The sequence below is a fragment of the Halogranum amylolyticum genome (assembly GCF_900110465.1).
Classification (GTDB): Archaea; Halobacteriota; Halobacteria; order Halobacteriales; family Haloferacaceae; genus Halogranum; species Halogranum amylolyticum.
In genome coordinates, this window is sequence record NZ_FODV01000002.1 from 478,008 (window position 1) to 497,970 (window position 19,963).

Annotated in this window: 17 protein-coding genes; 6 read left to right on the forward strand and 11 right to left on the reverse strand. The window is 68.1% G+C overall.

Features of this window, described 5'->3' with window-relative positions:
• Positions 1–3 precede the first annotated feature (3 nt).
• The 4 genes from mutL to BSG17_RS05675 all read right to left on the reverse strand — a co-directional run bounded on the left by mutL (position 4) and on the right by BSG17_RS05675 (position 5,632).
• Positions 4–2,379 carry a DNA mismatch repair endonuclease MutL gene (gene mutL, locus BSG17_RS05660; protein ID WP_089821865.1) on the reverse strand — a complete coding sequence of 792 codons (2,376 nt, stop codon included), beginning with the start codon at positions 2,377–2,379 and terminating at the stop codon, positions 4–6.
• Positions 2,376–2,780 carry an NUDIX hydrolase gene (locus BSG17_RS05665; RefSeq protein ID WP_089821867.1) on the reverse strand — a complete coding sequence of 135 codons (405 nt, stop codon included), beginning with the start codon at positions 2,778–2,780 and terminating at the stop codon, positions 2,376–2,378. The genes mutL and BSG17_RS05665 overlap by 4 nt, the downstream gene beginning before the upstream one ends.
• Positions 2,777–3,193, reverse strand: coding sequence for an NUDIX hydrolase (locus tag BSG17_RS05670; RefSeq protein WP_089821869.1), 417 nt, complete (start codon positions 3,191–3,193; stop codon positions 2,777–2,779). Before BSG17_RS05670 ends, BSG17_RS05665 begins: the two co-directional genes overlap by 4 nt.
• A gap of 246 nt (positions 3,194–3,439) precedes the next feature.
• Positions 3,440–5,632 (reverse strand): glycoside hydrolase family 3 N-terminal domain-containing protein, encoded by a 2,193-nt coding sequence (locus BSG17_RS05675; protein ID WP_089821871.1) that lies wholly within the window; start codon positions 5,630–5,632, stop codon positions 3,440–3,442.
• 393 nt (positions 5,633–6,025) lie between these two features.
• Between BSG17_RS05675 and BSG17_RS26795 the strand changes: the two genes are divergently transcribed.
• Complete coding sequence (locus BSG17_RS26795) at positions 6,026–6,310, forward strand: hypothetical protein (protein WP_170864719.1); 285 nt, start codon at positions 6,026–6,028, stop codon at positions 6,308–6,310.
• A gap of 194 nt (positions 6,311–6,504) precedes the next feature.
• Here the strand turns inward: BSG17_RS26795 and mutS are convergent, their stop codons facing one another.
• From mutS to BSG17_RS05700, 4 genes are all read right to left on the reverse strand, one after another.
• Entirely contained in the window at positions 6,505–9,189 is a 2,685-nt protein-coding gene (gene mutS, locus BSG17_RS05685) for a DNA mismatch repair protein MutS (protein ID WP_089821875.1), read from the reverse strand.
• Between the two features lie 185 nt (positions 9,190–9,374).
• Positions 9,375–10,040 carry a hypothetical protein gene (locus tag BSG17_RS05690; protein ID WP_089821877.1) on the reverse strand — a complete coding sequence of 222 codons (666 nt, stop codon included), beginning with the start codon at positions 10,038–10,040 and terminating at the stop codon, positions 9,375–9,377.
• 68 nt (positions 10,041–10,108) lie between these two features.
• Positions 10,109–11,518 (reverse strand): bifunctional hydroxymethylpyrimidine kinase/phosphomethylpyrimidine kinase, encoded by a 1,410-nt coding sequence (thiD, locus tag BSG17_RS05695; protein WP_089821879.1) that lies wholly within the window; start codon positions 11,516–11,518, stop codon positions 10,109–10,111.
• Positions 11,518–12,558, reverse strand: coding sequence for an AIR synthase family protein (locus BSG17_RS05700; RefSeq protein WP_089821881.1), 1,041 nt, complete (start codon positions 12,556–12,558; stop codon positions 11,518–11,520). The genes thiD and BSG17_RS05700 overlap by 1 nt, the downstream gene beginning before the upstream one ends.
• A 153-nt stretch (positions 12,559–12,711) precedes the next feature.
• Between BSG17_RS05700 and BSG17_RS05705 the strand changes: the two genes are divergently transcribed.
• Together BSG17_RS05705 and BSG17_RS05710 are read left to right on the forward strand one after the other, a co-directional pair.
• The gene (locus BSG17_RS05705; RefSeq protein WP_170864720.1) at positions 12,712–13,233 is read left to right on the forward strand and encodes a DUF6789 family protein; all 522 of its coding nucleotides are present in this window, start codon (positions 12,712–12,714) and stop codon (positions 13,231–13,233) included.
• 84 nt (positions 13,234–13,317) lie between these two features.
• Complete coding sequence (locus tag BSG17_RS05710) at positions 13,318–15,075, forward strand: cbb3-type cytochrome c oxidase subunit I (protein ID WP_089821883.1); 1,758 nt, start codon at positions 13,318–13,320, stop codon at positions 15,073–15,075.
• 29 nt (positions 15,076–15,104) lie between these two features.
• On the opposite strand, the gene BSG17_RS05715 is transcribed toward BSG17_RS05710, so the two are convergent.
• Positions 15,105–15,710, reverse strand: coding sequence for a MaoC family dehydratase (locus tag BSG17_RS05715; protein WP_342028325.1), 606 nt, complete (start codon positions 15,708–15,710; stop codon positions 15,105–15,107).
• A gap of 190 nt (positions 15,711–15,900) precedes the next feature.
• Between BSG17_RS05715 and BSG17_RS05720 the strand changes: the two genes are divergently transcribed.
• On the forward strand, positions 15,901–16,533 hold the full coding sequence (locus BSG17_RS05720; RefSeq protein WP_089821887.1) for a DsbA family oxidoreductase: 633 nt from the start codon (positions 15,901–15,903) through the stop codon (positions 16,531–16,533).
• A 464-nt stretch (positions 16,534–16,997) separates the two neighbouring features.
• Here BSG17_RS05720 and BSG17_RS05725 read toward each other — a convergent pair whose 3' ends face one another.
• Positions 16,998–17,351: a winged helix-turn-helix transcriptional regulator gene (locus BSG17_RS05725; RefSeq protein WP_089821889.1), complete on the reverse strand. Its 354-nt coding sequence runs from the start codon at positions 17,349–17,351 to the stop codon at positions 16,998–17,000.
• 136 nt (positions 17,352–17,487) lie between these two features.
• Here BSG17_RS05725 and BSG17_RS05730 point away from each other — a divergent pair, with 136 nt between their 5' ends.
• A complete protein-coding gene (locus BSG17_RS05730; RefSeq protein ID WP_089821891.1) occupies positions 17,488–17,910 on the forward strand; it encodes a DUF6069 family protein in 423 nt (140 codons plus the stop codon).
• An 8-nt stretch (positions 17,911–17,918) separates the two neighbouring features.
• Here BSG17_RS05730 and BSG17_RS05735 read toward each other — a convergent pair whose 3' ends face one another.
• Positions 17,919–18,368, reverse strand: a complete 450-nt coding sequence (locus BSG17_RS05735; RefSeq protein WP_089821894.1) for a PaaI family thioesterase — start codon at positions 18,366–18,368, stop codon at positions 17,919–17,921.
• A gap of 194 nt (positions 18,369–18,562) precedes the next feature.
• Here BSG17_RS05735 and BSG17_RS05740 point away from each other — a divergent pair, with 194 nt between their 5' ends.
• Positions 18,563–19,924 carry a GntP family permease gene (locus BSG17_RS05740; protein WP_089821896.1) on the forward strand — a complete coding sequence of 454 codons (1,362 nt, stop codon included), beginning with the start codon at positions 18,563–18,565 and terminating at the stop codon, positions 19,922–19,924.
• Positions 19,925–19,963 lie beyond the last annotated feature (39 nt).

Below are 19,963 nucleotides of genomic sequence, written 5' to 3' on the forward strand. Positions count from 1 at the left end.
GCGTCACTCCTCGCGTCGCCGTCCGGCGTGCCCCGGATAGTCCCGCTCGAAGCGGTCTTCGATCTCCCCGCGGTCGAACTCGATGACGACGGGGCGGCCGTGCGGACAGGCGTAGGGGTTCTCACAGGCGTCCAACGCCTCCAGCAGTTCCACCACCGACCCCTCGGTCAGCGACGTGTTGCCCGTGATCGACGGGTAGCAGGCGAGGTCGGCGAGCAGCGAGTCGACGACGGCGTCGACCGTCTCCCGGCCGCCGTCGTCGGACTCGGCGACGAACGCCGTCAGCGCGTCGCGCAGGAGTTCCGGGTCGAGCGCCGCGTCGAAGACGGCCGGGACGGAGCGCACGGCGACGGTTCGCTCGTCGGTCCGCTCGGCGTCGAACCCGAGCTCGGCGAGCGCGTCGGCGTACTCCGCGAACAGCGCCGCCTCGCGGGCGGTGAGTTCCAGCTCGACCGGTTCGGCGAGCCCCTGGGTCGGCGTGTCGCCGCGAAGCTCTCCGCGGAGTCGCTCGTAGTTCACCCGCTCGTCGGCGGCGTGCTGGTCGACGAGCACCAACCCGTCGGCCGTCTCGGCGACGAGGTAGGTGTCGAACAGTTGGCCGAGCACTCGCAGCGAAGGCAGCGAGTCGAACTCGCCGCCGACGGCCGCCGCCTCGCCGTCGAGCGTTCGTTGACTCGTCGGGCCGGCGACGGTGAACGCGGCCGACTGCTCGGTCGCGTCGGTCTCGCCAGGGTCGTCTCCGTCCCGGTCCTCGTCGAGCGACGACTGTTGCCACGACCGGGGTGACGGACGGCTGGCGGCGTCGTGGTCGCCGGCGTCGACGTCGGGGCTCTCCGCCTCTCGCTCTCGGTCGTCCGTCCGCGCTCGCTGCTCGGGGAACTCCCACTCGGCGGTGGCAGCCTCGAAGTCCGGCGTCGCCTCGGCGGCGGTCGAGTCGGCCGTCTCCGACCCGGACCGCGACGACCGCGCGTTGTCGACGACCCACGCCTCCTCGTCCGTCCCTGCGTCGTCGGGCCCACTGGTCGACGGCGACTCGGGGTCCGTGTCCGCAGTCGCGTCGGCGGGGTCCGTCGCCGCGTCGTCCGCGGAGTCGACCGTCGTCGCCGCCGACGACTCGGCCGTCGCTCCGTCTCCGTCCGGGTTCGACGACGTCGTCGCCGTCACTGCCTCGTCGGTGTCGCCGTCTCCGCCGTCTCCGTCTGCGACGTCCTCCGACGGGCCGTCGTCCGGTCGCTCCGGGGCGACCTGCGTCTCGTCGGGTGCCGACCGCCCTCGCGGTGCGGACGACCGGATCAACCCCTCGTCCAGCAGCGCCGACTCGACGGCCGCCTCGACGGCCGACTTCACGCCCGACTCGTCGTCGAAGCGGACCTCCATCTTTCGCGGGTGAACGTTGACGTCGACGGAGTTCGCCGGCACGTCGAGAAAGAGGACGGCGAAGGGGTAGCGGTCGGGAGCGAGTTGGCCGCCGTAGGCGTCGAGCACCGCCTCGCGGAGGGTACCGGCAGTGACGTACCGGCCGTTGACGAACGTCGAGAGATACTCCCGCCCCGCGCGGGTCGTCTCGGGGTGGCTGACGAGTCCCGACACCGAGTCGACCGTGTCGCCGTCGGGGTCCGCGTCGACGGTCGTCATCGCCTCGGCGACCTCCCGGCCGTACACCGACAGCACCGTCGACTCCAGGCTCCCCCGGCCTTCGGTGGCGAACACCTCGCGGTCGTTGTGCTCCAGCGAGACGGCGACGCCGGGGTTCGCCAGCGCGTACTGCGTGACGACGGTGTTGACGTGGTCGAACTCCGTCGCGTCGGTCTTGAGGAACTTCTTTCGCGCGGGGGTGTTGAAGAAGAGGTCGTCGACCTCGATGGTCGTCCCGGCCGGGCAGCCGGCGGGTCGGACCTCGCCGACGTCGCCGCCCTCGACGGTCAACTCCGCACCGGCACCGGCCGCGCCGCGGGGTTTCGACCGGACGGTCGTCCGCGAGACGGCGCCGATGGTGTGCAGCGCCTCGCCGCGGAACCCGAGCGTGGCGACGCCGGTCTCGAGGTCGTCGATGTCCGAGATCTTGCTCGTCGTGTGCTCCTCGACGGCGACGGCGAGTTCGTCTTCGGTCATTCCGACGCCGTCGTCGCGGACGCGGACGCCGTCTTTCCCGCCGTTGCGGACAGCGACGGAGACCCGCGAGGCGTCGGCGTCGAGGCTGTTCTCGACGAGTTCCTTCACGACGCTGGCGGGGCGTTCGACTACCTCACCGGCGGCGATTCGCTGGACGGTCGTCTGATCGAGTGCCTGGATGGTCGGCCGCTCGTCGGCCGGCCGGCCCGTTCCGTTCGTCTGTGCCGTCTCGGTCGTCTCGTCCCCTCTGTTCGTCTCGTCGCTCATCGGTCGCTGACCTCCCGCGTGCGGTCGACCGCCTCGCCCTGCGTGTCGCTCAGGCGAGTTACCGCGTCCGACGGCGACAGCCACTCGTAGTCGGTGTGTTCGGGGCTGAGCGAGATCGAGCGCCGTTCGGTCGTACAGTAGTAGTAGACCGCGAAGCGACCGTTGCCGCGGTCGTTGCGCCACGCTGCGGTGTGAGTGGGCCGCCGAACCGCCGCGTCGAGCCCGGTCTCCTCGCGGACCTCGCGGCAGACCCCCTCGACCGCCGACTCGCCGACGTCGAGTCGCCCGCCGGGGAGTTCCCACCCGTCGTCGGTCGTCCGGCGTACGACGAGCACGTCGCCGTCAGGACCGAACAGGACGGCCCGCTGGCTCACCGTCGCCCGGAGCGGTTCGTCAGTCACCGCACCACCGCCCGTCGCTCCGCGGCCCGCTCGACCGCCGTACGGAGTCGCGGGGTCGAGAGAACGTCTTCGACGGCGACGTCGGGAGCGACCCAGCGCCAGTCGTCGTGTTCGTCGCTCGGCGAGACCGCGCAGTCGTCGGTCGAACACCGGTAGACGACGGCGTATCTCCCCTCGCCGTCCTCGGTCGACCAGGCGTCAGTGTAGACGGGTTCCTCGACGGCGACGTCGAGCCCCGTCTCCTCGCGGACCTCGCGACGGAGTCCGGGGACGACGTCCTCGGTCGTCCCGATGCGGCCGCCCGGGAGCTCCCACCCGGCGGTCGCCGCCCGAGAGAGCAGAAGCAGGTCGCCGTCCGGTCCGAACAGCGCCGCCTTCTGGCTGATCGTCGCCTGCAGATGTTCGTCGCTCATGGTTCGTTCGCAAGTGGAGCTTGGTGGTTTTGAACGTTCGTACCGCACGACACGAGTGGCGTCGGCGGCGCTGGGCGTGGCTGACCACCGTCGAAGAGAACGCGGCGTCTGCAGAGAGAGTCGATCGGAGGCATTACTCATCACGACACGGGAGACACGTATCAATCCAGTGCTGTCGTGGGAGTGGGCGGGAGGACGATCACCGTCGAAACGTTCACCTCGATGCCGGCGTCGACGCTCGCAGACTCACTCGGAGACGACGTCCAGCGAGACGTCGAGCGACTCGCAGGCGACGGTCACCGTCCCCGGTTCGACGACGCGACTCCCGTCCGGTTGGAAGACCGCGAACGCCGACGCCGAGAGGTCGAACTCGACGGTCGTCGCCTCCCCCGCCTCGAGGCTGACTCGCTCGAAACCGACGAGTTCGCGCACCGGGGTGACGGTCGAACTGTACTCCCGACGGCCGAACAGCTGGACCACCTCGTCGCCGGCGCGGTCGCCGACGTTCGCCACCTCGACGGCGACGGTGACGCTCCCGTCGGGGGCGGCCGACTCCGCCGACAGCGACAGGTCGCGGTACTCGAAGTCGGTGTAGGAGAGACCGTGGCCGAACGCCCACAGCGGATCGTAGCTCGGTTCGTGTTCGTCCGCACCGATGGGGGCCGGATTTGGGAGGTGGTTGTGTCGAACCGGGAGATGGCCGGTCGACTTCGGCACGGAGATGGGGAGCTTCCCGCTCGGGTTGACCTCTCCGAACAGGGCCTCGGCGACCGCCTGCCCACCGTCGGCACCGGGGTAGTACGCCTGGAGGATGGCCGGGACGTGCTCTTTGGCCCACGGCGTCGCGAGCGGCCGCCCGGTGACGAAGACGAGCGCGGTCGGCGTGTCGGTGGCGACGACCGATTCGAGGAGCTCCCGCTGCGCGTCGGGCAGCGAGAGCTGCGTTCGCTTCGGGAAGCGGTCGGTCGGCCCAGTGATCTCCTGCATCCCGAACTCGTGGATGTACCAGTTCTCGCCGAGGACGACGACGGCGACGTCCGCGGACTCGGCGGCGGCGACGGCCGCCTCGACGTCGTCCGGGTCGTCGACGCCGGCACCCCGCTCGTAGGTGACGCGGGTGTCGTCGCCGACGACGGACTCGACACCGTCGCGGACGCTGATCCCGGTGAGGTCGTCGTCCTCACTCACGCTCCACCCGCCGACCTGATGCGAGAGCGCGTCCGCGTTCGGGCCAGTGACGAGCACCTCGTCGACGTCGGGGTCGAGTGGGAGCAGGTCGTCGTCGTTCTGCAGGAGCGTCACCGACTCGCGAGCCGCCTCGATGGCGACCTCGCGGTTGGCGTCGGTGCCGAGGACGTCTTCCACCGCGTCGACGTCGACGTAGGGGTCCTCGAACAGACCGAGCTCCTCCTTCAGTTCGAGCACCCGTCGGACCGAGTCGTCGACGACGGACTCCGGGAGGTCGCCCGACTCGACGAGGTCGACGACGTGGTCGGCGTGGTCGGCACCGCCGAGCGAGTGGACGTCGACGCCCGCGGCCATCGACTGCCGGACTGCCTCGCGCATCGAGTCGGCGACGCGGTGGTCCTCGTGGAGCATCCGAACCCCACCCCAGTCGGAGGCGACGTAGCCGTCGAACCCCAGTTCGTCGCGGAGCACGTCCGTCAGCCAGTAGGCCGACCCGTGGGACGGTTCACCGTTGATGGAGTTGTAGCTGGGCATGATCCCTTCGAGGTCGGTCTCCAGGATCGGTTCGAACGCCCGGACGAAGTCGCGGCGGAGCGAGGAGAGCGACCGGTCGACGGGGGCGGTGTCCTCGCCGCGTTCGGGTTCGCCGTAGGCCGGGAAGTGTTTGGCCATCGTCGCGACGTCGACGTCGGCGTCGTGAACGCCGCGGGACTTCGCGGCGGCGAGTTCGCCGCAGAGCAGCGGCGACTCGCCGAACGTCTCGAACGTCCGTCCCCACCGCGGGTCGCGGGCGACGTCGCAGGTCGGGCCGTAGGCGAGTCGCGCGCCAGTCGCGGCGACCTCCCGCGCCGTCGTCCGCCCGACCCGTTCGAGGAGGTCACGGTCGCGGGTCGCCGCCAGACCGAGGTTGTGTGGGAACACCGTCGTCTCTTGTACGTAGGCGTGGCCGTGGATGGTGTCGACGGGGAGGAGAAGCGGGATGCCGAGGCGCGTCTCCTCGACGGCGGCGCGCTGGAGGCGGTTGGCGATGTCGGCGACCTCCCTCGACCCGGTGTGCGGCGACCCGCCGAAGCCGAACGGCGTGGCGAACCCGAGACCGGGGTCGCAGACCAGTTCCTCGACATCGTCGAGCGTCTGCGTCCGGTCGACCTCGCCGACGAACGTCCCGGCGAGTTGGGCGGCCTTCTCGCGGAGCGTCATCTCCGCGAGCAGCTCGTCGACGCGCGAGTCGGCGTCGTCGTCTGTGTTCATACTACGGCGATGCCACGACACCGTATTGAGTGTGGGGGATGGGGCGCCCGAGCGACGGGAGACGCGGTGAACGTTCCGCTCTCGCGACCCGAGGCGTACGACGCACGCTCGGGTCACCCGCTGACGGTCCCCGCTATGAGGCAGTCCCGTGGGAGGTAAACCGCGACAGACTGTTCGCCCGGAATCCGTATCTCTGCCTCCGAGAGGAGAAAGCTGGTTTCACCGAAGGGGTCCGTGATTCGACCGTCGAGCGGTCCTGCGATGAACCGATACCGAGTGTCGGTCGACGTATCCAGATACCGCAGTGCGAGATAGTAATCGACGTCGGCCGGGTCGACCTGGATCGAGAACTCCGTACACGTGAAACAGACGGTGGCGATACACCGACGAAACGTGAACCGCTGTAGCTCGTCTCGACACGACTGCGTCGGGGCTGGTGGGGGTGTCGGCGTCGACGAGGCTGTCGGGGTCGGTGACGGAGTTCTAGTCGGCGTCGACGAGGCTGTCGGTGTCGACGAGGCTGTCGGGGTCGGTGAGGGGGTCGGTGTCGGTGAGGAGGTCGACGAACGAGGCGGGCGGGGTGGAGTGGCAGATGGTGACGACCGGGAACGGTCCATCTCGGTGTCGGTCGCTCGCGGATCTCCATCGGGTTCGTCGGCCGACGCGGTGGCGAGATAGCCCGTCAGACCACCTGTCGCAGCGATTCCCAGCAGTCGAAGATACCGTCGTCGGCCGCTCGTGTCCCGTTCACCCGCCGCTCGACTCTCCGTCCGTCGAGGTGAAGCCATGTTCGACAGTTCGTCGCCCGCGAACAAGTGTTACTATGTAGATAAGAGCAGAGTGTCGGCTTCAGCCGTGTCGAATCGCTCGTATCACTCGTCGTGAAGTGTCTCTTGCCACTGCTGGACCTTCGCCATCAGCTCGACCGGCGACGTCTCGGTGACGTCCGTCGAACGGAGTTCGTCGAGCACCGCCTCGGTCTCGGCGTCGAGTTGGGACGCGTCGGCGCGGCCGTTCGTCGCGGCGACGACTGCAGTACCTTCGTCGCCGGATGGTCCCGACGACTCGTCCGCGTCTGACGACCCGCTCTCACCCGAGAACTGCCCCGACCCGAGGTCGAAGACGGCCTGGACGGGTTCGCCGCCACCGTCGCCACCTTTCGCCTCGATCGCCTTCTCGTCGCGCAGGCGGTCGAGCACGTCCGTCGCGCGGTCGACTACGGGGCGCGGCACGCCCGCGAGGTCCGCGACGTGGATGCCGTACGAGCGGTCGGTCGGTCCGTCGACGACGGTCCGGAGGAAGGTCACGTCACCATCGCGCTCGTCTGCGGCGACGTGGACGTTCTCGACACGTGGGAGGTGGTCGGCGAGGCTCGTCAGTTCATGGTAGTGGGTCGCAAAGAGCGTCTTCGCGCGCACCTCGTTGTGCAGATACTCCGTGGCTGCCCACGCGATCGAGATGCCGTCGTAGGTGGCAGTTCCTCTCCCCACCTCGTCGAGGATGACGAGCGAGTCCTCGGTGGCGCTGTGGAGGATGTTGCTCAACTCCTGCATCTCGACCATGAACGTCGAGCGCCCCTGCGCCAACTCGTCGAGCGCGCCGACGCGGGTGTAGATGCCGTCGACGACGCCGACCGTCGCGCTGCGGGCGGGGACGAAACTGCCGACCTGCGCCAGAAGGGAAATCAGCGCCGCCTGCCGCATGTAGGTCGACTTCCCGGACATGTTCGGCCCGGTGACGACGAGAAAGCCGCGGTCGCGGTCGAGCCGGAGATCGTTCGGCACGAAGTCGGTGGTCTGCTCGACGACGGGGTGACGGCCGGCCTCGATCTCGAGCGCGTCGCCCTCGTTCAACTCGGGGCGGACCCAGTCGTTGCCGGCGGCGTGCGTCGCCAGCGACGACAACGTGTCCACCTCGGCGAGCGCGCGGCCGACGTCCTGCAGCAGTTCGGCCCGCTCGGCGACTCGGTCGCGCAGCTCTTCGAACAGTTCGTACTCGAGGTCGCCGCGGACCTCCTCGAGGCGGAGGACCTCGCGTTCCTTCTCCTCTAACTCCTCGGTGACGTAGCGTTTCGAGTTCTTGAGCGTCTTGATCTGGCGGTAGTGGTCGGGAACGCGGTCGGCATTCGACTTCCCCACCTGGATGTAGTAGCCGTCGGTCTTGTTTCGGTCGACCTGCAGGTGTTGAATGCCGTGTTCGCGCTTCTCGCGGGGGCCGAGTTCGTCGAGCCACCGCTCTGCGGCCTCGTGGCGCTCGATGAGGTCGTCCAGTTCGGCGTCGTAGCCGCGCTGGAACAACCCTCCTCGAGTCACTGTCTTCGGCGGATCCTCGGCGAGCGCGTCGTCGAGTTCGTCGTGGAGTGCCGTCGCCGCGTCCCGGTCGGGTGCCTCGACGACGTCGCGGAGCGGCGAGTCGACCAACCGACTGCCGTCGATGGCGTCGACGAGCGCCGGCAGGACGGCGAGCGTGTCGCGGACCGACAGCAGTTCTCGCGCGCCCGCGCTCCCGCTGGCCGAGCGACTGGCGAGGCGTTCGAGGTCGTACGCGCCGTCGAGGACGTCGCGAACCTGCTCGCGGGCGAGCGCCTCCGAGGCGAGCGCCGAGACACAGGCCTGGCGGCGTTCCAACTCGTCGGGGTCGCGGCGCGGGCGGGTCAGCCACTCGCGGAGCAGTCGCCCGCCCGGACTCGTCACGGTGTGATCGAGCGTGTCGAGCAACGACCCGTCGCGTCGCCCCTGCATCGTCTCGGTGAGTTCGAGGTTCCGCTGGGTCGTCGCGTCGAGTTCGAGATGGTCGCGGGCGTGGTACGCCTGCAGGCGCGTCATCGACTGGAGGACGCCCGCGCCCGTCTCGTCGACGTAGGCGAGGACGGCCCCCGCAGCTCGGACGGCGCGTTCGGAGTCGAGACCGACGCTCTCGAGTGCCTCCTCGCCGAACTGCTCGCGGACGCGACGGCGGGCGCGTCCCGGCGCGAACGCCTCGGCCTCGTGCAGCGACAGGGAGGCGTCGGTGCCGTCCCGCAGACTCGCGAGGAAGTCGTCGTCACCGCGGAGGTCCGGCCCCGGCAGCACCTCGGCGGGGGCGAAGCGGTAGAGTTCGGCGTGGGCGTCGGCCGCGTCGGCGACTTCGGTGACGAGGAAGCGCCCCGTGGTGACGTCGGCGAAAGCGAGGCCGAACCCCTCGGCGTCGCGGACGAGCGCGGCGAGATACTGCGCGTCGGCGTCCGTCGTCTCCAGCAGGGTGCCGGGCGTGACGAGACGACGGATCTCGCGGGCGTGGCCGGACTCCGTTTCGTACTGGTCGGCGACGGCGACCCGGTAGCCGCGTTCGACCAGCGCCTTGAGGTAGGGTGTGAGGTCGTCGAGCGGGACGCCCGCCATCGGGTAGGAAGAGCCGTGCGAAGACTTCTGTGACACCTTCAGGTCGAGTTCTTTCGCGACCAACTCGGCGTCGTCGGCGAAGAACTCGTAGAAGTCGCCGCACTGCATCGCCAGAATATCGGCGTCCGTCTCCTCCTTGAGGGCGAGAAACTCCCCGACGATACCCGTTGCAGTCATAGACAGTGCTGGGGGAGACAGCGGCTAAAGCGCTGTGGGTTCCTCGTATGTCGCAGGTCGCTCCACACGGGCCGTCCCTACCCTGTCCGTGCGGCGCGACCGACGCGACGTGTGAGTGGTTCGACGGGGAGAAAGTGTAGGTTTCGGCCTGTCAGACGGCCGTCAGACGCGACGACGACGGTCGTTCACCGGGAACGGCGAGCGACGAGCGCCACTGCGAGCGTCGCCACGAGCGCCGCGACAACGGCGGAGGCGACGCCGAATCCGGGACTCAACACGCCGGTCGGTGCGTCGCTCTCGACGTAGACGCGGGTAGTCGTGAACGCGCTTCGGCCGCTGGCCTCGTAGGTCACCGTCGACCCGTTCACCGAGGAGGCTCCCTCGGCGCGCTGGACGTCGCCCGGCATGTTCACCACGTACCGGAGTTCGAAGTCGGTGACGTCGACGCCGCCGCCCGCATCGCCGACCGAGGCGTTGTAGAACGTGGTGTCCTCGTAGACGACGGTTCCGTCGGTGCGGGTGACGTTCAGCCGTTCGGCGTCGACGGGGTCCCAGCCGGTGACCACGAGCGTCACCGAGGCCCGGTCGCCGTCGAGCGACTGGCTGATGCTGACGTTGTCGGCGTTCGAGGCGTTGATGTTCGCCCGGAGTTGGCCGGCCAGCGACTCGTACCCCTCGTCGACGGCGGCCTGATTCAGGAGGCCGTAGACGGTCGTCGAGGTGTTCAGATCCAGTTCGTAGCGGTCGATGGTGCCGTCGGCGGCGACGTCGGACTCGACGCTGACTGTCGCACACCCCGACAGGAGCAGGAGGACGGCGAGCGCCGCGGTCGCGGAGAAGCGGGTGTCCATGGTCGGCAAAAGGGCTCGGCGGCGAAATCGTTTGCGCCGGATCGGTAGGCCGTCCGCACCGTTTCGGGCTACTGTTCGGTCTCGACCGCCTCGAGCAGCGTCAGCGTCCGCTCGGCCACCGTCTCCGGGTCGGCCGCGAGCAGTTTCACGATGGGTTCCTTCCCGTGTGCGCCGCGGTCGACGACGGCGACGGGCGTCTCGCCGGCCGACTCGAAGGCGCGGCGCGCACCCCACTGCATCGTGTTCCCCTCGACCGCCGCGAAGTCGTCCGGTTCGGCCGCGCGGTCGAACTCGGCGACGGCGCCGTCGAGCGCCGACAGCGCGGCCTCGACGTCGTCGGCGAACCGGCAGTTCACGGCGAACCGGAGCGTCGGGTCGACCTCGCGGGCGGCCAGCAGGAAACGCGCGACGTGACTCGACGCGCCGAGTCGGACGCCCCGGTTGGGGTGGACCCCCGACAGCGTCCGGGTGATGCGGCCCTCGACGGCCGCCGTCTCGTCCGGTGACTCAGCGTACGGCGTCGCACCGACGACGTTCATCCCGACCTCGGGGACGAGCAGCGAGACGTCGCGGTCGACGAACCGCTCAACGACGGCGGCCACCTCCTCGACCGTCACCTGCTGATCGGCACGGTCGCGGAGACCGACGAGGTGGTGGACCGCGCCGGGACCCTTGCCCACGTCGAGACCGTACCGGACCGCTCGCTGGAGGAAGTCGGTGCCGGCCGTCACCGACTCGACCAGCGAGTTCCCTCGGGCGAGGGTGGCGGCGACGGCGCTCGACAGCGCACACCCAGACCCGTGGGTCGCCTCGGTGTCGACGCGAGGGTGTTCGAACCGGTGGGTGCCGAGGCCGGTCGGTGCGTCGTCGGTGTACTTCTCGCGGAGGCGATCCGAGACGACGAGCGTGTCGACGACGGTGTCGCCGTCGAGGTGACCGCCCTTCACGAGCGCCGCCTTCGCTCCCAGCTCGATCAGTGTCTCGCCCGCCTCGCGTGCGCTCTCGTCGTCGGTGACGTCGACACCGGTGAGCACTTCGGCCTCGTCGACGTTCGGCGTGACGAGCGTCGCGGCGGCGACGAGTTCCTCGTAGGCCGACTCGGCGTCCGACGAGAGCAGACGGTCGCCGCTCGTGGCGACCATCACCGGGTCGACCACGACCGGCGCGTCGACGTCGGCGAGTCGCTCGGTCACCGTCTCGACGACGTCGGCGGTGGCGAGCATCCCCGTCTTCACCGCGCCGAGCTCGAAGTCGTCGACGACGGCGTCGAACTGGGCCTCGATCTCGCTCGTCGGGAGGACGTGTGAGGACGCCACGCCGCGGGTGTTCTGCGCCGTCACGGCGGTCACCACCGACGTCCCGAAGACGCCGTGGGCTTCCATCGTCTTCAGGTCAGCCTGGATGCCCGCGCCGCCGCCGGAGTCGCTGCCGGCGACAGTGAGCGCGACGGGCGGCGAGGCGGGTGCGGGTCGGCGCATCACTCCTCGCCCTCCCGTGCCTGCAACTCGGCCATGTACTCCTCGAACGCCCCCCAGAACGGGTCGACCTCCGGATGAGGGACCTCCTCGCCGTCGACGCGGAGTCCGGACCCCTCTACCACCTCGCCGACGGCGGCCGCCGGGATACCCTCCCGGTCGAGCGCGCCGAGGACGGCGTCGGCCTCGTCCGGTGCGACCGTCACGAGGAGCGTCCCCTCGCTGATGGCGTGCCACGGATCGATGCCGAAGAACTCGCAGGCCTCGCGGACGCCCGGGAGGACGGGGACCGAGTCGCGGTCGACGTCGATGCCGACGCCCGCCGCGCGGGCCAGTTCGTAGAGGCCGCCGTAGACGCCGCACTCGGTCGCGTCGTGCATCGCGGTGACGTCGCCCGCCGCCGCGGCGACCATCGCGTCTCTGACCGGGCTCATGTCGTCGAAGCGGTCCTGCGCCGCGTCGACGGTCGCGTCGTCGAGGCCGCTCTCCCGCATGAGCGGGTCGAACTGGAGGCTCAGGAGACCGGTCGCCTCGACGGCCGGTCCCTTGGTGACAACGACGGTGTCGCCGACGCGCGCGCCGTCGGGCCGCACGAGATCGACGGGGTCGCCGACGGCGACGCTGGTCGCGCCGCCGACCATCGGATAGTTACAGCCGGCGTAGCGGGCGGTGTGACCCGTGACGATGCTGACGTCTAACTTGCGGGCCTCGGCGTCGAACGTCTCCAGCAGCGTCCGGAGCTGGGCGTCGGTGATCTCCGGTGGGAGGTTGAAGTCGACCGCCAGATGTGTCGGCGGCAACCCGGAGACTGCGACGTCGCTGACGAGGATGTGGAAGGCGAACCACGCCGCGCGCTCGAAGCCGAGCGAGGGCATCACGAAGACGGGGTCGGTCGCCAGCGCGACCGCTCGGTCACCGACGTCGACGACGCCGAAGTCGACGCCGTGCTGCGGTGGCAGGCGAACGTCGTCGCGGTCGGCACCCAGGTTCGGGTAGACGTACTCGTCGAAGAACGCCCTGTCTATCTTGCCGAGTTCGGACATACGTGGTGGTATTATTCGGTTGTACTAAGTTGTGTGCCTCGGGAAGACGTGACCGACCCTGTGGCTTCGGTGGCGACCGAGTCGACGCAGACGACAATCGCTCGGAATGTGACAGCCGGTGTCTTATTCAGGGACGGCCGTGTAGCGTGGCCCATGCAGACGCCGCGGACCGACGGAGGCAGCGACGAGGGGTATCTGGAGTACGCGCTACGGAACCTTCGCCACCCGGTGAGCGCCATCGCCGGCGGTGTCGCCGGGATGGCGGTGATGAGTCTCCTGTTACTCCTCTTGGAGGTCGAGACACGCGAACGGATCGGCGTCTTCGAGGCGGTCGCCCGCTTCGCCGGCCAACCGGGGAACATCTCTCTCGGGTTCGTCCTGTTCCTCGTGGCCGGCGGTCTCGCGTGGCCGCTGCTGTTCTTGGCGCTCGAGGAGTACATCCCGATGGGGCCGGACCCGGCCACTCGCGGGGCGGTGTTCGCGGCGGTGCTCTGGGTCGCCTTCGTCATCCTCGGACGCGGCGGTCTCGGCGGCCCGCTGCTCGTCATCTACGCCGCCTTCACGCTCCTCTCGCATCTCGCCTACGGGTTCGTCCTCGGCGCAGTGTACGGACGGCTCACCGGAACGACGGCCGACCGGCTGGGGGAGACACCGTCGGTCGAAACCTCACGGTAGTTCCTCCGGCGGGTAGCTATTTCACCTCCCCGTCCTAAGGGGGGATATGCTCGTCGGGACCCCCTGTACTGGGACGTGGTACCCGTGGTAGCGTTCGCATCTGGGCTGGTTCTCGTGACACTCGTTCTCACGACCCTCGCCGTCGGAGCGGTCGTACATCGGATTCGTCGAGACGGTGGAAGCGGCGCTAACACCAACACCGCCGCTGCCGACGGTGGGCTCTTGCGTGGGACACGTGTCCGAACCGAGAAGCCGCTCGGCGTGTTCCGCTGGTTGACGACCGTCGACCACAAGGACATCGGCATCCTGTACCTCCTGTTCGGGACCGTCGCCGCCCTCTGGGGCGGGACCGACGGGATGATGATCCGTACCGAACTGTTCACCGCGGCGACCGACGTCTGGGGCGCCGAGACGTACAACGCGCTGTTCACCACCCACGGGTTCACGATGCTGTTCTTCTTCGTGACACCCGTGTTCACCGGGTTCGCCAACTACTTCCTCCCCATCCTGCTCGACGCCGACGACATGGCGTTCCCACGCATCAACGCCATCGCCTTCTGGCTGCTGCCGCCGGCGTTCTTCATGGTGCGAGCGGGACTCATCACCGAAATCATGGCGAAGATGCTGCTCGCCGTCGGCGTCCGCAGCGAGGTCCTCTTCGCGCTCGAGCCACCGACGACGGGGTGGACGCTCTACACACCGTTGGCGACGCAGCTAGCAAACCCGCAGGTCGACATCCTCCTACTCGGACTCCATCTGAGCGGTCTCGCGACGGTCATGGGCGCGATCAACATCCTCGTCACGGTGTTCACCGAACGCGGCGAGGGCGTCGACTGGAGCAACCTCGACATCTTCACGTGGACGATGCTCACCACGAGCGGTATCATCATCTTCGCGTTCCCGATGCTCGGGAGTGCGGTCCTGATGCTGCTGCTCGACCGGAACTTCGGGACGACGTTCTTCGTCGTCGAAGGCGGTGGGCCCATCCTCTGGCAACATCTGTTCTGGTTCTTCGGCCACCCCGAAGTGTACATCCTCGTGTTGCCGGCGCTCGGTCTCGTCAGCCTCATCCTCCCGAAGTTCTCCGGACGGCGGCTGTTCGGGTTCAAGTTCGTCGTCTACTCGACGCTCGCCATCGGCGTGCTGTCGTTCGGCGTCTGGGCACACCACATGTTCACGACCGGCATCGACCCCCGTCTGCGGGCGTCGTTCATGGTCGTCACACTCGCCATCGCCGTCCCCTCTGCGGTCAAGACGTTCAACTGGATGACGACGATGTGGACGGGGCGGATCCGTCTCACCGCGCCGATGATCTTCTGCGTCGGCGGAATCGGGCTGTTCGTCATCGGCGGCGTCACCGGCGTCTTCCTCGCATCGATCCCGGTCGACGTCCTCCTGCACGACACCTACTACGTCGTCGGCCACTTCCACTTCATCGTGATGGGGATCATCTCCTTCGCCGGGTTCGCCGCGAGCTACTACTGGTTCCCCATCCTCACGGGGCGGATGTACAACAAGACGCTCGCGCGGACGCAGGCGTACCTCAGCATCGTCGGCGTCATCGTGACGTTCTCGCCGATGATGATCATGGGACAGATGGGGCTGCCGCGCCGGTCGGCGCAGTATCCCGTCCAGTTCGAGCTGCTCCAGCAGGTCGCCACCGCCGGCGCGTTCCTCCTCGGCTTCGCGGCGATCCTCTGGGTGGTCAACATGCTCCAGTCGTACCGACTGGGCTCGATCGTCACCGACCCCGACCCGTGGAACCTCAAGGAGTCGGGGCAGTTCACCCGCGAGTGGCAGTGGTTCGAAGAGCGGATCGACGACCGGACGAAGACGCGCTGAACGTCGCCGACCGCGGTAGCGACCGCCGCTTACTCTCCTTTCGGTTCGGTCGATCCGTTCTCGAGCGACGGCGACTCGTCGGCCGTCGACGCCGCACTCGTCTCCGGCAGTTCGTCGACGAGGACGACCGCCTCGCCGTCGATCAGTTCGGTCCCGGCCTCGTCGGTGACGACGGTCGTCAGTCGGTACTGCCAGTCGCCGAGCTCCTCGACGATCTCGCACTCGGCGGTGAACCGCCCGCCCATCGTCGCCGGCGCGTTGAACGAGGTGTCCTGTGAGAGGTAGACCGTCAGCCCCGGGAGGCGAGCGAGCGCGGCGCTGACGAGCCCCGAAACGAGCGTCCCGTGGGCGATGCGCCCGCCGAACCGCGTCTCACCCGCGAACTCGCCGTCGAGGTGGAGACGGTTGGTGTCACCACTCGTCCGGGCGAAGGTGTCGATATCGTCCTCAGAGAAGGACTTCTCGAAGACGACCGAGTCGCCGACGGCGAGGTTCTCCCGCCGTTCGACCGTCCGCGTCGCGGTCCACTCCTCGTCGTCGTAGGCGACGCCGGGGTCGCGTCCGCCCGCCGACTGCTCGTCTACGCTCGTAGCTCTCGTCGCGTCCATCGAGGCGTCTGGAGTTCGACTGGCCATCTCGTCACTCACTACTCCCGTCTTCTGCATTATTATTCAGGAGGTAAGCGTCGCTCGCAGCGGTGCTTAGTGACGTGTTAACATCAAACGAGAGACGTCACGACAGTTGTCGTACCTCGGACTCGCCCGCCCGCGAGGGTCGCACACCCGACCAACCCTCTTTTGTCCGCCAGACCACTCTCGACGTACGATGAGTCAGGAGCACTCCGAACGGATCACCGTGTACTCGGACTACGTCTGTCCCTTCTGCTACCTCGGTCGGCACTCGCTGCAGCAGTATCAGGAGACCCGCGAGGAGGAACTCGCCGTCGACTGGCATCCCTTCGACCTCCGGAGCGGGAAGCGAAAGCCGGACGGCACCATCGACCACTCGGTCGACGACGGGAAGGACGACGACTACTACGAGCAGGCCAAGGAGAACGTCCGCCGACTGCAGGAGAAGTACGACGTCGAGATGGATCTCGACATCGCCACGGACGTCGACTCGCTGCCCGCACAGATCGCCTCCTACTACGTCAAGGGGCACTACGACCACGAGACGTGGCTCGACTTCGACGTCGCCGTCTTCGAGGCGCTGTGGCAGGACGGCGAAGACATCGGCGACGAGGACCTGCTCGTCGACCTCGCCGAAGACGTCGGGATCGACGGCGACGAGATCCGCGCGGCGCTCGACGACGAGACGCTCCGCGAGGAGGTCCGCGAGCAGTTCACCGAGGCACAGCAACAGGGCGTCACGGGCGTCCCGACATTCGCCTACGAGGGCTACGCGGCCCGCGGGGCGGTCCCACCGGAGCAGTTGCGGCGACTCGTCGAGGGGACCTGAACGCGCGACCGTTCACTCTGAGCTCTCACTCTCCGCGCCGTTGGTCCCGGCAGCGGACGTCGCCGGGTCGTCGATGACGGCCATCGCCGCCGACGGCTTGGACTCGACGTTCTCGATGGCTGGTTCCGTACTCTGCTTCTAGAGCAACTAGGTACTCAATGTGAGTGACATCTCTTGGGGTAGAGATGTGTCGTCACGACGTTTCTCGTGCAAAAAGAGACTACAACGGCAGTTCACACCGCGGACAGTCGTGCCGATCCTCGGTCACGATGGGTCTGAACCCGCAGTGGGGGCACTCGTACCACGCCACCATCCCGTCGAACGCCTCGTGTTTCTCCATAACGATTAATTGCCACCGACGGAGTTAACCGTTGGCGTGGCTCCCACGCACCGAGAACGGACGAGACACTCGTCGTGGACGCTCGCACGCGGACGACCACTGAAGAAGGTGCGTCTCGGCCCAGTTACCGCTGCTCGACGACCGACTCGCCCAGCCACTCGTCGGCCCACGCCTCGATCTCCTCGAAGACGGGACAGAGCGACCGCCCCTTCTCGGTGAGACTGTAGTACGTCGCGACCGGCGCGTCCTCCTCGAGACGACGGTTCACGAACCCGGTCTCCTGGAGGTCGTCCAGCACGCGCGACAGCGTCCGCGAGCTCGCGTCGGTCGACCGCTTGAGTTCGTTGAACCGCTTCTCGCCGTCCTGCAGGTCGTGGAGGACGATGAGTCGCCACTGGGAACCGATCTGTTTCAACGAGTCGATGACGGAGCAGGGTCCGTCGAGTTGCTCTCCCTCGGGGTCGGTGTTCACAGCCATCTCTCGGTCGAACTCACGGCTCCCGGCTATATACCGGTTCGGAATCGAACCTGGTTCCGATCCGCGACTGTCGTGCCGTGTGTTCCACCGGCGTCAGGTGGCGAGTATATCCACTCAGAACGCGTACTGACCCGTCATGCAATCCGTCGCAACGCCAGTCGACTCCGAACGACGAACTCTCCCCTCGTTGCCCGAGCGTGCGGCGATCGGCCTCGTGAGCGCACTCGTCTTGACCGGTCTGGTCCGGGTGACTGCCGGGTCGCTCGTCGACGTCGGTAACGTCGAACCGCTCGGTTGGGTCCCGATACTCGTCTCCACGGTCGTCGCCGCGCTGGGTGCGACAGGCGTCTACGCTGTCGTCTCACACCTCTCGACGCAGCCGAACCGTCACTTCGTCGTCGTCGCAGCGGCCGTGCTTCTCCTCTCGATGGCTCCGGTGTTCACCGTCGCCGCGACGTTGCCGGACGTCACGACGACGACACTCGGCGTCCTCGCTTTACTCCACGTGACGGCGGCCGTCGGAATCGTCGCAGGACTGACCGGCGTCGTCCATCGATAGGACCGAACTCATTCGTCGTCTCGACCGGGGAGACTTCCGCGCTCGCCGTTCCCCCACGCGGTCTCCTCGGCCGCGCCGCTGGTCTTGTACGTCCCCCGAGCGGTCGCGACGCTCGTTCCGTCGGTGTCGGAGACGGTGACGTCGGCGACGGCGACGCTCCCGCCGTCGCGGACCACCTCCGCCTCGGCGACGAGGTCGGTCGTCGCCGGCGCGAGATAGTCTATCCGCATATCGATGGTCGGCGTCGCCGCGTAGTGCAGCGAGATGACGGCCGCACCGCCGACGGTGTCGGCCAGAGCGTAGGCGACGCCGCCGTGCGCGACCGACCGGCCGGGGACCGACGAGTGGTAGTCCGAGAGGGCGAGCGTCGCCCGCGCGTAGCCGTCTGCCGCCTCTGTCACGTCGATGTCGAGGTGGTCGGCGAACGGCATCCGCGTCAGGATCTCCTCTAAACTCATTGTCGTCCGTACAGGCGGCGGTGTGAAAACGGTTGCCGCAACCCGCCGGGACGACCGTCGAGGAGTCCGTCACACCGAACCAGTCCCGCGAGAATTTGTTCTTATAGACGATTTATGTTGCTGTAACTACTTCTACTAGTAACATTTGTGAAGTACATTACGCTCTTTTAAGTCACTCGTGGAGGGGAAACTGCATGTTAGATGGTTTCGCACTGATCGGACTGCTCGCCGTGGCGGTGGGGTTCATCATCGTCGCGACGGCGAAAGTGAACCTCCACGCGTTTCTGACGCTCCTGCTCGCGGCCTACGGCACCGGCGTGCTCGCCGGCGTCGACCCCCAGCGGGTCGCGACGCTCGTCACCGACGGGTTCGGGAGCGTCCTCGGCTACATCGGCATCGTCATCCTCGCGGGGACGATCATCGGCATCGTCCTCGAGCGCTCCGGGGCAGCTATCGTCATCGCCGAGACGATCCTCGATCTCATCGGCGAGGAGCACACCCCGGAGGTGATGGCGATCACGGGCAGTCTCGTCAGCATCCCCGTCTTCTGTGACTCGGGGTACGTCATCCTCTCGGGGCTGAGTCGCTCGCTGGCCGAGCGTTCGAAACTCTCGCTCGCGACCTTGAGCGTCGCGCTGGCGGGAGGACTCTACGTGACGCACGTCTTCGTCCCGCCGACGCCCGGCCCCATCGCCGCGGCGGGCATCCTCGGCGCCGACGTCGGTCTCGTCATGCTCGCAGGCATCGTGGTGAGCGTCCCGGTGACGCTCGTCGCCGCCAAGTGGGCGAGTTACGTCGCCTCGCGGTTCCACATCGACCCCGACCCGGAGGTGACCATGGCGGACATCAAAGCCGAGTACGGGAGTCTCCCCTCCCGCTGGCAGGCGTTCGCGCCGCTTCTCGTCCCCATCGTCCTCATCTCGATCGGGAGCGTCGCCGCCTACCCCAGCGCCGACGACCCGGCGTTCGTCGAGGGGACGCTACAGAGTTGGCTGCTGTTCGTCGGCGACCCGGCCGTGGCGCTGCTCGGCGGCGCGTTCCTCAGTTTCACCATCGTCCCGTCGTTCTCCGACGACGTCATCGACGAGTGGGTCAGCGACGGGCTCACCGACGCCGCCGTCATCCTCGCGGTGACGGGCGCGGGCGGCGCGTTCGGCAGCGTGCTCGGAGCGCTCCCGCTCGAGGAGTTCATCGGAAACACGTTCAGCGGACTCGGTATCGGTCTGTTCGCCGCGTTCGTCGTCGCGGCGGCGCTCAAGACCGCCCTCGGCTCGTCGACGGTCGCCATCCTCACCACGTCGAGTCTCATCGCCCCGCTTTTGGGGTCGCTCGGTCTCGCCTCCCAGTGGGGGTCGGTGTTCGCCGTCCTCGCTATCGGCGCCGGGAGCATGACGGTCAGCCACGCCAACGACTCGTACTTCTGGATCATCACCGAGTTCTCCGACATGGAGACGGCGACCGCCTACCAGGCGTGGACGCTCGCGACGCTGACGCTCGGTGTCGTCAGCATCGTCTGGATCTTCATCCTGCGGAACGCCGTCCAGTTAGTGGCGTAGTCGTCTCCGTCAGTCTCGGAACCGCAGTCGACTCCTCGA